The organism is Mesorhizobium sp. M1004 (assembly GCF_040318795.1).
In the GTDB taxonomy this organism is placed as follows: domain Bacteria; phylum Pseudomonadota; class Alphaproteobacteria; order Rhizobiales; family Rhizobiaceae; genus Mesorhizobium.
Map to the genome: position 1 here is coordinate 230,947 of NZ_JAMYNB010000009.1, position 12,866 is coordinate 243,812.

The following is a 12,866-nucleotide window of genomic DNA, read 5'->3' on the forward strand; positions in this document are numbered from 1 at the left end:
TCAGCTAACGGCCAGGTTGGTACCTCAAGGCGCATCAGCACCATGGATGTCACATTGTCCTTGTTGCGAGCGCGATTTCGGAACTTCGTTGTGACGCAGTCTGTGCACAGAGCGCACCGCTGTAAGCAAATGAGCGGACGAACGACACCCAGTGGAGGAGAGAAGTGATGCGGCGTCAAGATCCTCCGCGCTTTGCGGCAAACACACTGATCCCTCTTCACAACCCGGTCTTTCGTTCTATCTGGACAGCCACGCAGATATCCAGCCTTGGCTGGCTGGTGCAGAGCGTGGCTATAAGCTGGCTCATGGCGACGATTTCAGCCTCCGATCTAATGGTTGCGCTCGTACAGGCTGCATCGACACTGCCCGCGTTCTTCTTGTCGATCCTTGCTGGAGCCATTGCAGACAGCTTCAGCCGCCGCGGCGTGATGCTTGCCGGACACTGCCTTATCGCACTGGCATCCACGGCGCTGGCACTCGCAGTGGGACTGGGCTTTGTTAGTCCATGGCTGATCCTGGGACTGAGTTTCTTGGCCGGATGCGGCTTTGCCTTGAACGATCCAGCATGGCACGCGTCGGTAGGCGATATCCTGGAAAAGCGCGACATACCCGCCGCAGTGACGCTGATGTCGGTGGGCTACAACGTGGTTCGGAGCATAGGACCGGCGCTGGGCGGTGTAATCTTAGCTTTGCTAGGCCCCCTTACGGCTTTCGCCCTCGCTGCGCTGAGTGACTTGGTCCCGTTGAGCGCTGTTCTGCGCTCAAAGTGGCAAGTTCGCTTTTCGCCTCTTCCGCGCGAGCGGATGACTACGGCCATTCATGATGGCATGCGATTCACGGCAATATCCTCAGAGATCAGAGTGGCGATTGTGCGTGCAACCCTATTCGGGCTGTCAAGCATCTCGATCCTTGCTCTGCTCCCCCTCCTGGTTCGCGACCAGCTGGCGGGAGGGCCAATTGTTTACGGGGTGCTATTGGCTGGCTTCGGCACAGGCGCCTTCATAGCCGGCATTGGCAGCAGCTACTTGAGACGCATTACGTCCCAGAACCGATTGATCACGCTCGCATCCGTTGCTTGCGCAACGTGTTGCCTTTTGATGGCCCTCACATCGTCGGTGGCTGTGGCGGCGATCGCGCTTGCAATCGGTGGCGCTGGCTGGGTTGTCACCTGGACCGGAACCGACGTGTGTGTGCAGTTGGCAAGCCCAAGGTGGGTCGTTGGTCGGACCCTGTCCATCTATTACGCCCTGACCTACGGCGGCATGGCAGCGGGCAGCTGGATCTGGGGTGCTGTCGCGCAGTACTATTCGCTGACGTGGGCTTTGGAAGGTGCTGCCGCGGCACTGTTGCTGGTCGCGGCTGTGGGAAAGCTATTGCCAGTGCGGCTATGGGAGGAATCGGATCAAGCGGCCGTCGACTTCAGGCCACCAGAACTGGCCCTCCCTTTGAAACCCAGGAGCGGTCCGATCGTGATCAAGGTGGAGTACTCGATACCCGAGGAGAGTATCGATGAATTTCTGAGCTGCATGCGCGAAAGGCGGCGCGTTCAGAGCCGCGCCGGTGCGCGGGACTGGACCCTCCAGCGCGACCTTCAGAAGTCGACGCTTTGGACCGAGACATTCCGCACGCCGACATGGACGGACTATCTTCGTCTAAACCATCGGCTGACGGTGAATGACAGGGAGGTAGGCGAGCGCCTTGCCGCTCTGCACATGGGTGATTCTCCGCCTCGCATCTCACTTTCAATCGAGCGGTCGACAAGCCCCGCCCCCGGCAGCCAAGTCCAGCCTGTGCCTTTTGTATCGCGCCCGTGAGATAACCAAGACTTGTCTGGGCTTGGACACGGAACGAGCTACTCCTTGATTTGTCGAGCCTGCCCGGATTGCAAATCGTTCCGGCCGGTTAGGCGAGCATGAGAATTCGCGCGGCAATTATGTCAATCACGGGTCCCATGTTCAGCCCGCCCCCCCTCTGCCGCCAGATCGGCTTGAGCACGGATTCAGGTCGCCCGTCCTTTGCATAGCGGCGGGCAACGAATAGCAAGGGGGCGGAGGGTATCCCCGTCTGCGAAGCGGGCAGAGGAGGAATCCGCAAGGCGGGTTGCTGGGGAGAGGGGTCGCGCGCCTCTTTCCGCCTCACTTAGAAAACGTGCGGCCAAGCACGTTCATGTCGGCCGTGGGCGGCCGCAACAATTGCCTACAAGGCGCAAGCGTCGTCACATATTAAGCGTAGCCGCGCGACAACCATCCGTGGTCACGCGCAATCCTGCGAATTGTCAAGCGGAGACAACGATCGCGGCACCAAGCAAAGTGGCGAACCCGATTCTGCTCGGGAGATCCCAAAGCTCTCCGAACCCTATTAGATCCATGAAGCGAAACACGGCGCCCTGAAGCAGGTAAAGCAGCAGTGTGCTCTGACCAAGCTCCACCGCAACAAAGCGAGCTACGCGAGTTGAATGGCCAACTCTCCAGCATAGGAACATAAGCTGCATTGTGACTGCAGAAGTTGCTACGGAGCCAATGAACATCAGCAACACTTGTCTCGCCGACTCTCCGTCGTAGATCGAAACGAGATTGTTGTAGACGTAAGTCTCCCTTCCCCAAACAAGAAAGCACACTCACGGCGTGCCGAGCAGCTTGGCCAAGGAGCCGCACTGGGGCCTCCGGAGTGAGTGTTATCGCTCAAGCAGCCACGTCGGCGCGGCCTAAAATCTTCGATGAGCGCGTCAGGAGAGCGTCGATCTCCACATTTCTTCCAGGAGATCGTCCCCACATCATCATGGCCACGGCTCTAACGGGCTGGTGCCCTCCCTTTCCCGTTTTTTGTCTCGATGCTCGGTTGCGCCGCCCGCCGGGGCAAGGCAAAAAAATCGTCGAGGCTGAGCCCCCACTGCGGCTTCGGCGAAATATTCATCCACGGGTTCGCATCACCGCGGGCAGCGGGCGAGTTCGTCGATAGGAGTGCGGATGGAAGTAGGCGATGCACATCGTCACCAGCGGCTCAGATTGTGTGAGGTCCACGGCTCGCTGGTTTCCGCCGACGACGGCGCGGACGGCATCGGTATGCGCAGAGCGGGTCCGTCGGCTTGGCGTCAGTTTCGGGGCAAGGGGCTATTGCTGGTCGCGCGGCGCTGAGTTGGGCGGAAGGATCGACGGCGCAACCCGGGGCTCCCGCGCGACGAGCAGGTTTTTCTCCCGGTCTGACCTGGCCTCGACTCCAGATGTCGCGATGACCGACGTGGCCGGCGCGATTGAACGGGTCTCATGCCCAAAGCTGCCTCGGTGCCCAGTAGCGGCACCGCATGACCCACCCGGCGCTGCTCGAAGTAAACCGCGGCCAGCCAACATCCGAAGGTGCGCCAGACCCGATGTCGCGGCGGCCTGATGGCTCCGGCGCCGTGCCGCGGCAGAAAGCTGCCGATCTCGTCTGGCATGGTCGCTGACCGCATCGTCACCCGGGCCATCGCAGCGACTTTTCTCCGTTACAAAGTCCCCGCGGGACGGACTGCCAGTTCACGCCAGGGCCAACAGCACCCGCAGGGGCGACCGCCGCGTCTGCCGGTCCTGCGAGTAGAATAAGATCGGGAAGTGCGGCTTCATCCTCGATGCCAGAGCTCGCTTCGCCGTACCGCGGCCGCCATAGCCCCTTGCGCTATCACGAGTCAGCCCACCTTTCTAGCTGGCAGCCATCGGGAGCCGATCCGCAACCACAGGGCGGCACCTGTCGGCCCGGCTTCCGTGTCAACGCAGAACATGATGCATATTCCCAGCGCTTTTTGACAGAGCGAACTACAAAATGCAGAACACTGACTCTCCGCCAAATGAATGCTGCGAGCAAGCAGCAGGCGGAGGAACTCCGTCTGGGCTGAGTACCTGTTTCAACGTGAACAAATAAATTGTAGCCAGTTCACGAAACGCCAGGCCCGCTCCTCTGCCGTCCGATCGTCCAGGAAATCCCCTCGGCGCGCACCACGCCAGACACCTCCTTGCCGATATGATGCTCAAGCACCGGCCGCCAGGGCACCAGCGTGAACTCGCGCGATTTCTCGATGACAGCGTATTTTCCGCCGGCGAGCTCGACGCAGCGGCGCAGCGTACCGTCTATTGGATTGCCATGCTGCGCTTCAGAATACGAGAGCCCGAGTTCGTCCGAGAGCTGACTGGCAACACGGTTCAGCTCTCGTTGGCGCAGCATTGAAAGCATGTTGGCGCGATAGATGACCCGATCCTGCGCATCATGGGCAAGACCTTGCGCGATCAGCCACTGCTGTCGGCGGGCCTGGACCTGACGTACTTCTCGACCGAAGCCAGAGTCGCGCAAGGACTCAGGGTGGGCTGATACCAGCTCCTGGTCGATCCAGGTGGCGCCGTCAAAGCCTACTTGGCTCTCCAGCGGCATTGATGAGAGCTTGTCGACGACAACAGGCTGGGCCCTCGCTCGTTGACGCTCGTAATCCGCGACGCGGTTGAGATGGTCGGGCGCGACTGTCCATGTGCCGTCCGGCTCGCGCTCGACGCCACCGGTCGCACGGCGGATCGCCTCCAGTCGCCGCACGTGCGTTTCGGCAAAGCGTTCGGTGGCCGAGGGGTCATGCTTGAGATGGATATCGATGCTGTAGCGCCCGTCGTTGACCGTGGCGATGCCGGCAATTGTGCGGTCGACTTTTCTTGGCCCGGTGTCCCTCGGCCTGATCCGCACTATGCAGCCTTCTTGTGTCGGTTGGGTGGCCTCGCCTTTGCCGATATCAAAATAGTGGCTTTTGCCGTCCACGCCGTCGACGACGAGGTAATGGCGGTCAGTGATTTCGTCGGCCAGCCCGCGCCCGACGACACGTCCGACCACGGTTTGGGCCGACCCGTCGGATCGATCGTGGATAAGATAGTCGGCGGCACTGCGGACGAGCCCCTTGCCGGTCAGCTCGCGATGGATGGTCTTGACAATGTCGCCGCGCTCGCCGATGCGGCGTAGCGTGGCTTCGAGATCATCCTCCAGGCGCCAGCGACCCGAAGGCATCTCCTCGGCGAGGCCCATCCGCTCGAGCTTGCGCAGGCGGCCCTGGTGCAGCGTCTGGCGAAAGGTGTCTCGGCTGGCTGGTGAGACATGCCCCTCGTCGCGCATGCGCATCAGCTGCCGGTCGATGCTGGTGAAGCGTTCCTGCTCCATCTCCTGGCGCAAGCGCTGCTCGATCTCGCGGTCGGTGCGCGGGCCAAGGTCGAGGCTAACCAGTTCGGCTGCGCGCTCGCGCAGGCCAGAGGAGATGTAGTCCCGCGCGATGACGAGGTTTTCGCCGTGATCGTCCCTGCCGCGCACGATGATGTGGGTGTGAGGATGGCCGGTGTTGAAATGGTCGACGGCCACCCAGTCTAGCCTGGTGCCGAGGTCTTGTTCCATTTGCGCCATGAGGCGCCGGGTGAGCAGCTTCAGGTCATCATACTCGATACCGTCTTCAGGGGCGACGATGAAGCGGAACTGATGACGGTCACCGTTCGCGCGATCGAGAAAGGCCCTGCCGTCCGCGTGGTCTTTGTCGGCAGCGTAGAGCTCGCCACGCTCGCCTTCCCGGGTGACGCCGTCGCGCTGGAGGTAGCGGAGGTGCGCACGAGCTCCGTCGACTCCCTTGCCGGCCAGCTTGACGATGCGTGCCTTGACGACTGCGCGCCGCTGCCGAAACGCCGCGTGGCGGTCGCGTGCTCTAAGAACGGCGGCAGCAGCCCCGCCGCGCCCCACCCGGCTTCCGATGAAGCGGCTGCCGCGTCCGCTCCTGCCGCCTGCTCGGTTGACCGCGGCCTGGACCTGGCCAGCGTAGCGTTTGCCCGCCTTCGAGCCGCGCGAGCCAATTTTGCCGAGCCTCGGCGTGAATTCGTCATCCTGCATGCGGCCTCCGATGAACCAGCAGCAAAATCAGAGGCTTGCGCGCCAGACCCTCCTGGACCCGCAGGCAACCTCCCGGGAAAACGATGTGCAGACAAACACTTCGCCGCCTCAGGAGGCGATGCCTTTATCTTGCCTTCCGCGGACCTGCCTCCCTGCCCCCCGCCCGAACCGCGGTAGCCGCTGCCCTCACCTGCGATCCGGCCGGCCTGACCTTGCTCGCTCCGATCCGAGCGGCACCAGGAGGTGGCCATTCGGGCCGGTCACGGAAACACCGTTTCGGAGGAAAAACAGCGACTGCCCGGAAGGGATTCCCGGCGCGCTTTTGGAACGGGATTTGTCGGTGAGCGCGTCCATATCGGCGGCCGAAATGCCCGCCGCCTTGACCTCTTCCAGATACGAAACCGTCTCGCTGGGCAGTGGCCGCCCACGCTGCAAATGCTGTTCGTAGCGCTCCGGCCCGGCGTTATAGGCTGCAAACAGGCCTGGAAATCCGAAGCGGTCATACATGGCGCGCAGATAGGCAGTGCCTGCCAGAATGTTGTCGCGAGGGTCGTGCGGGGCGGCTCCCAGGCCAAGCTCTGCGCGCAACTCCTCGTAGGTGCCTGGCATCACCTGCATCAGGCCAATGGCACCGGCGCTCGACGTGACCGGCCGTCCATTGAGCCTTGTCTGCCCCCGGCTTTCGGCATCCATGACGGCATAAATCCAAGTCTGTGGAATGCTGAAACGCCGGCTTGCTTCGGCTACGAAGGGCTGCCATCTTGCAAGCTGCGGACTATGGGAGATGACGACCGGCTTCGTGTTGGTCGCCGCGGAACAGGAGCATGGTGCGAGAGACACCATGCCCAGCATCAGGAGGGTCACTCGGTCCATAGCGGCACGAGCCTCCCGATGATATTTTCGGTCGGCACCGGCCCGAAATAGCGGCTGTCGAACGAGCGATTTTTATCGCTGCCGAGTAGGAAAACCTCGGCATCGGCGAGCTTTCGGCAGGCATTCCACCAAGGCAGCGGACGGTGCTGCGTGTCGGTTGCAAGCCGGCGCGCGACAATCTCGCCGCCGATGATGATGGCGTCGCCGAAGGCGCAGACATGCTCGCCAGGCAGCGCGGCAAGGTGCTTGACCATGGGCACGTTGCTGGGCAGATAGAAGCGTTCGGCGGCCAGATCGACGACCGGTCTTGGCGGGCGGACGAGTACGAGATCACCAAGAGCCGGCGATCCGGACGCGACGCGATAGAGGCCGACCGGCGCACTCGCCGAGGCGTTCCAGACCAGCCAGGGCGATGGTTTGCCGAAGGCGGCGAAGCCGATCAGGGCAAGGCCCATCGTGGCCACGGCGATCGTCTTGCGCGCCCGAATGCGCCGCAGATGGCTGCCGATCAGATGGATGGTGGGACGCCGGCTCATGAGCGGCCTCCCTCGCCGGCCGAGCCGGAATCGTGCCCGCCGTCCTCGGGCCCGGTCTCCTGCGCGTGCCCCTTCGACCAATCGTCGAGTTCGTCGATGTGATAGCGGACATAGCGGCCGTGTTTGCGGAATTGCGGGCCGCCGCCTTTGAGGCGCATCTTCTCCAGCGTGCGCTGGGACAGCCCGATATAGAAGGCCGCCTGCGCGGTATTGAGAAACGGACTGCCCTTCTTGGCGCGGGCTGCGCGTTCGTTTTCGTCGTCCATGATGATCCTCGTTTCGCTACGGACAAGCGAAGGCGAGGATCGGCGAGCGAGATCGTTTTGGGGACGGGCGAAGAGTAGGGGGGCGAGTTTTCGCCGCCCCCTTCGGCGGCCTCACGGGTCCTGAGAGAGGCCCCGCGCCGGTGGCGGCGCGGGGCTTTCCGGATCGGCCGGTCAGTCGACCGGGTTCCAGATGATGGCGTAAGTGTCGTCGTCATCCTGGCCGGCGGCGCGGCCGAGATTGGCGTAGAGCTTGCGGGGGCCAAACTCGGGGGCGGCAATCGACAGGCTCACATAGTCCTTGCCGGAGGTCTCGCCGGTGCGGATCCAGCCCGCACCCACTTCGATCCCTTGCGTCAGCACCCGGAAGTCGGGATGGGTGTCGGCGCTCTTTGCCTGATTGGGCACGATATCGATGTCGGCGCGGACGCTGAGCGTCTTGAGCTGGCCCTTGTAGCCGCCGTTTTCCTGTTTGGTGACGTATCCGATCGCGGTCATTTCCAGTCTCCTCTTGGTGCTCGCAGGGGACCATTCCCCTGCGATGGCGGACCGTGATGGGCGCGTCCGGACCGCCGGAACCGGGACGGCCGCAGCGATAGCGGAGGACCCGCGCGGGCAGCTTTTTTGAAGCGAAGCGGCGCGAGGAAGCCGCCGCAGGCGGCGGGGAAAAAAGCTGCCGGCGAAGGGTTTCGGGCGGGCCGGATCCGCCCATAGGTCGACAAGCCAGCCGCAGGGGAATAGTCCCTGAGACACAATGGAGACAGGTGGGGCGATCGGTGACACAAGAAGCCGGCGGCAATGCAGAGCGCCGGTTTCGCGGGCTCTGTCGGCAACCGGATCGGACAATTGGCCCCATGCGCCTTTGGCGCCTCAGCAAGCAACCCGGCGCGGTGCGGGGCTGCCGAAATGGGGCGAACTGGCGTCGGAATTTCTCGCGCGCGGCACTGGCTCGACAAGACGCCCAATCGGCAGCCGGCGTGGCCCGTAGCGGCGCGCGCGACCTGAGCGGCGGTAATCGAGAGAACCGCCGCTCGGGCCCTGATCGACTATTCGCGCACGAACAGCGGCTGCACCTGTGTCCACTGATCGGCGGTGCGGAAGCCGCCGCGGCTGGTGTAGCTTTCGGCCGGGAATTTCATCCAGCGCGGCAGCCAGGTCTCGACCCTGGGGCGGCCATTCTCGCCCGCCAGGAAGTCGCGGATGATGTTCTTTTGCGTCTTGACCTTCTCGGCGACATTGCCGTCCGCGACCAGCTTGCCGCCGACGTCGGCCAGCATCGAATTGGCGATTTCCTTGTCGCGCAAGAGGTCGAAGAAGGCATCGTCCGGTTGCCACCATATGCCCATGTCGACGTTCAGGTGGTTGCCGAGCGCCTCGATGACGGCGCTGCCGGCTGCAAGCGTCTCGGCCATGACAAGGGTGAGAACGCGCATGACATCGTCGTCGCAGAGCGCCAAGAGGCGCGCGAACACGCCGGCGATAGCAACGGCGTCGCCATTGCCGCCGGCGACCAAGCTATCCTCATCCGGTGATCCGAGCAGGGCCAATACCTCGCGCCGCTTTTTGCCGAATGCGGCTTCAGCCTTGCAGCCGGCAAGGCTGGCAGTCACCGTCTCGTTGGCTGCGCGCTGCGGCTCGGCCGCACCTGCCACAGGCCCGAACCGGTGATGGCGTGCGCCACCACGAGGCGCAGCGCCACGGCGGGATGGTCGAGCATGGCCGCGCGCACGGCGGCATGGCGATGCAGATCGATATAGTTGTGCATCGGGCCGGTGACTTCGGGGCGCGGCAGCTTGGCGGCTGTTTCTTCTTGCTCGCCGCCCTCGCGGGCGCGGCGGGCTTCCTTGCGTGACAGCCAGCCCTCGTGACACTCGACCTCGCCGCGATGCGAGACAGTGATGACTATTTTGCCGCCCTTCTTCTTCGGGGTCTTCTCGTGGTCCCATGCGTGGAAATACTGGCCCGGTTCCAGCAGCACAACCTCGCTCCAGCCCTCGTTGAGATAGGTGTCGCGTTTCGTGGCAATCGCTTCGTTCTGCTTTTGCCAGAACAGGTCGGCATCGGCGAAATAGCTGTCCTCGCCGAACAGGTCCGAGGTGATCAGGCCGGGATACTCCTCGATGGCAAACAGCGCCACCTTGGTGGAAATCGACTGGCCGCCGAACAGCCATTGCTTCAACTGATAGCCACGCGGCGCGTATTGATCGGAATCGGCACAGAGTGCCAGCCAGTCCTTCTGCTGCGCCTTGGAAGCCATGGTGAGATGGCGCACCGTCTCGGTATCGATCTCCTCGCGCCGATAGGCTTCGCGGATTTTGGGCAAGAGGTCGCCAAGCGCCAGAATGCGTTTGACCTTGAGATCAGTGATGCCGAAGGTCACAGCGATGTCGGGAACGGTGCGGCCTTGCCTGACAAGCCGCGAAAACGTCTCCCATTGCGATACTTCGTCAGGATCGAGGCGGGCGAGGTTTTCGATCAGCGAAGCTTCCAGCGCATCGGCGTCGTCACCGTCCTCCATGATGGCGCAGGGCAAGGGATCGCCTTCGCCGCGCTCGTCGGCAAGCGATTTCGCGGCGAAATAGCGCCGCCTGCCGGCGACGATCTCGAAGGTTTCCGGCTGGCCGTTCGGCCGCACAAGGAGTGGCACCAGCACGCCGCGCGCACGCACGGAGGGCAGGATGTCGGATATGTCGGGCGCGCGTTTTCCATGGCGCATGTTGAGCGCGGAAATGTTGAGCTGATCCAAGGGAATGTGGGCAAGCTGCATGGTTACTCTCCTTTTGCTTTGGTTAAGGTTGTCCCCGCCGCAGAGGCCGAAGACCGGCGCGGCGGGACGGTTTTTGCGCCTATCGGCGCTGCTGTTCCGCCGTGTCGGGCGGAAGCTCGGAATGGGGCTTTGATAGGGCGTCTGCTGCTTGCCGCAGCAGTCGCTCGGCCTCGCTGACGTGGCCGCAACTGCGGGCGGCTTCGGCATAGACGGAGAGCGGAAAGCGCGCTTGGAAAGCAGGTCGCGCTCTATGCCGAGGCCAAGCGGACCTTTTACGGATGCAAGCTCGGCCAGACTGACGCTGCCAAGTTCGGGGAAGCCGAAGCCGAGATCGCAAAGACCGAACAGAGTGTCGCCATCGGCGTCGAGTTCGCTCAGAAGCCAGGTCGCGGCACCTGTCGGATTAAACAGTTTCACAACGGGAAAATGGTCGATGTCGGCGCCGGCGGCGCCATGGGCGAGCAGTCGTGCGCGCAGTGGATTGGTGATCAGTATCATGGAAAGACTCCTTGTCAGAACGGGTCGCGTTGACTTCTTGCGTCCGGCGGGAGAAAGGTTCACCGGACCTTCCTCTGATCCGCCTCCCCATTAGAGACCGACCTCGAGCAGCTTTGCGCCGCGCGCGGACACATCGGCGCGTCCATCAGGAGGGTTTGCCCGCGTGGTGATCGGCTGGACGCCGGGAATGAGCGTCTGCTCCTTTGCGGCGTCGGCTCGGTCGCGGTCAGTTGAGGTCGCGCATCGTCATGCCGCAATGCCTTCTTGCGCCTCGCCTTCCGCATCGGCCGGAAGGCCAAACAGGAAATCAGCGGCCTTCGAAGCTAGGCTGGCGGCACGGAATATAGCGCGGTTGTCCTCGCGCAGCACCTTCAGCCATGAGCCGATGTAATCGGCGTGACGCACGGTCGGCTCGATGCCGAGATTGCTGCAGACGAAGGCGGCAGTGATTTCGGCGACCAATTCTTCACGCGCGTAGGCCTTGGAGCCGAACGAGCCGGAGAGGTCGCGAGCAAGCCGCGTCGGGTGGCCGGTCCAGTGGCCTAGCTCGTGAAAGCAGGTCCGGTAATAGTCGATCTGCTGATGGAACGCTGGCTGCGGCGGCACCTGAATGTGGTCGCTGCACGGCATGTAGAAAGCGCGATCGCCGCCGACCCTGAAATCCGCACCGCTGGCGAGAATGAGCGTCTCGGCCTGCGGCACGATCTCGCACTGTGGCAGCGGCTCGGCAGGGGCATGGAGGTGTTCCGGAAGATTGTCGCATTGCGCGACATTGAAGACGGTAAAGCGCTTCAGAAAAGGCACGGCCTGTGGTGCATCGCCCTCGTGGCGTGCGCGCTCCTTCTCGTTCTTTGGGACAAAGCGGTCGGCATGCACGATCGTCGTGCCGCGCTCGCCCTTCCTGACATTGCCGCCCAGGGCAAGCGCCTGCCGGAAGGTCAGCCATTTCTGGCTGGGATAGCTGCGCTCGATGACGGCGCCCCACAGGATGAGGATATTGATGCCGGAATAGGTGCGCCCCGTGGACGCATTCCTCGGCAGGCCGAGGCCTGCTTTTGCGCTGCCCCATGGCTTGACCCATGGCACGGTGCCGCGCTCCAGCTCGGCAATGATGCGGTCGGTGATCTCCTGATAGAGGCTTGCGCCTGGGCGCCTGCCCTTGCCTGCGCCAGCCTCTCCGCTGGTGGTACGCTTGCTGTTTGCACGCATGTGTTATCCTCCGCTCGCCAATCGCCGCGCCTTTCCCCGGAAGCGGGGTGGGCGGCGAGTCGCGACCGGAAAGGCCCGCCGTGGTAGGCGGACCGCATCCGAAGGACCGGAACGAAGAGGAGGACCCTGAGCGGCACGCGAAGGGTTGCGGGCTGCCGCGGCGGGTCTAGAAGGGAGTGCCGCCCGCCCCGCGCCACCGGGAAAGGCCAACAGACAAACCGCGCCGCCCGCAAGGGCGGCGGCCGTCACAGCCCGAAGGGCTGCCCACGCCAAGGGGCGAAGCCGAATGGCCGAGACCGCCTGAGCTTGCCGAAGAAAAGCGGGCTCGGTTCACGAGCACCTGGTGCGCGTCGTCAGGCGCGCGGGCGCCCGCCAAGTTTTTTCGCACATGGTCAGGCGCCGCAGTTACGTCGAGAACCAAAAGGCATCGGCGCCGTGCGCGCGGCTTCCTCCGAAAACCAGCGCTCGCCTTTCAACAAATTGAGGCGTTGTCCCACTCAATATTCCTGTCCGTGATCATGATAGATGCGGCGCGCCCGCTAGGACCGGAGGCTGGAGAGAATCTCGCACGGATCAGCGTCAAGGGCCGCAGTTATGTCGAGAAACTCGATGACATCGAGACGCCGCTCTGCGCCCTCGTACTTGGCCACGAAGGATTGGGGACGACCAAGCTTGTCAGCCAGCTGCTTCTGGGTCAGGCCTTTGGCCTTGCGCAGCAAAACCAGCCGGGCCAGGAACCGCTGGTGGCGGGGCGATCGAAGGGATTTGGGCATGGAGGCGAACCGGTCGGGTAAAGACCGGATCAGCGACTAATCCCGGTTTCGGATTATCCCATTTTGGGATATA

The 12,866-nt window shown here is 63.2% G+C and carries 10 protein-coding genes and 2 pseudogenes; 1 reads left to right on the top strand and 11 read right to left on the bottom strand.

Translation table 11 applies throughout. From position 1 onward, the window contains the following. The first annotated feature begins 167 nt into the window (after positions 1-167). Complete coding sequence (locus tag NKH54_RS20080; protein ID WP_023704122.1) at positions 168-1,814, top strand: MFS transporter; 1,647 nt, start codon at positions 168-170, stop codon at positions 1,812-1,814. A gap of 408 nt (positions 1,815-2,222) precedes the next feature. Here the strand turns inward: NKH54_RS20080 and NKH54_RS20085 are convergent. The 11 genes and pseudogenes from NKH54_RS20085 to NKH54_RS20140 all read right to left on the bottom strand — a co-directional run. Further along, a pseudogene (locus NKH54_RS20085) lies at positions 2,223-2,617 on the bottom strand (nodulation factor fucose acetyltransferase NolL); the annotation flags it as partial. A 1,289-nt stretch (positions 2,618-3,906) separates the two neighbouring features. Then, positions 3,907-5,874 (bottom strand): relaxase/mobilization nuclease RlxS, encoded by a 1,968-nt coding sequence (gene rlxS / locus NKH54_RS20095; protein WP_353028779.1) that lies wholly within the window; start codon positions 5,872-5,874, stop codon positions 3,907-3,909. Positions 5,875-6,060: 186 nt separating this feature from the next. Next, positions 6,061-6,747: a lytic transglycosylase domain-containing protein gene (locus tag NKH54_RS20100; RefSeq protein WP_023704126.1), complete on the bottom strand. Its 687-nt coding sequence runs from the start codon at positions 6,745-6,747 to the stop codon at positions 6,061-6,063. Next, positions 6,735-7,283: a S26 family signal peptidase gene (locus NKH54_RS20105; protein ID WP_023750576.1), complete on the bottom strand. Its 549-nt coding sequence runs from the start codon at positions 7,281-7,283 to the stop codon at positions 6,735-6,737. Before NKH54_RS20105 ends, NKH54_RS20100 begins: the two co-directional genes overlap by 13 nt. After that, complete coding sequence (locus tag NKH54_RS20110; RefSeq protein ID WP_023672373.1) at positions 7,280-7,549, bottom strand: helix-turn-helix transcriptional regulator; 270 nt, start codon at positions 7,547-7,549, stop codon at positions 7,280-7,282. The genes NKH54_RS20105 and NKH54_RS20110 overlap by 4 nt, the downstream gene beginning before the upstream one ends. A 171-nt stretch (positions 7,550-7,720) precedes the next feature. Next, entirely contained in the window at positions 7,721-8,044 is a 324-nt protein-coding gene (locus tag NKH54_RS20115) for a DUF736 domain-containing protein (RefSeq protein ID WP_023747246.1), read from the bottom strand. A gap of 548 nt (positions 8,045-8,592) precedes the next feature. Continuing rightward, complete coding sequence (locus tag NKH54_RS20120) at positions 8,593-9,198, bottom strand: hypothetical protein (RefSeq protein ID WP_353028780.1); 606 nt, start codon at positions 9,196-9,198, stop codon at positions 8,593-8,595. After that, positions 9,153-10,313 (bottom strand): ParB/RepB/Spo0J family partition protein, encoded by a 1,161-nt coding sequence (locus NKH54_RS20125; protein WP_353028781.1) that lies wholly within the window; start codon positions 10,311-10,313, stop codon positions 9,153-9,155. The genes NKH54_RS20120 and NKH54_RS20125 overlap by 46 nt, the downstream gene beginning before the upstream one ends. A gap of 79 nt (positions 10,314-10,392) precedes the next feature. Then, a pseudogene (locus tag NKH54_RS20130) lies at positions 10,393-10,811 on the bottom strand (DUF2958 domain-containing protein). A 246-nt stretch (positions 10,812-11,057) separates the two neighbouring features. Continuing rightward, positions 11,058-12,020 (bottom strand): ArdC family protein, encoded by a 963-nt coding sequence (locus NKH54_RS20135; protein WP_023753774.1) that lies wholly within the window; start codon positions 12,018-12,020, stop codon positions 11,058-11,060. Between the two features lie 539 nt (positions 12,021-12,559). After that, positions 12,560-12,793 carry a helix-turn-helix domain-containing protein gene (locus NKH54_RS20140; protein ID WP_023708050.1) on the bottom strand — a complete coding sequence of 78 codons (234 nt, stop codon included), beginning with the start codon at positions 12,791-12,793 and terminating at the stop codon, positions 12,560-12,562. Positions 12,794-12,866 lie beyond the last annotated feature (73 nt).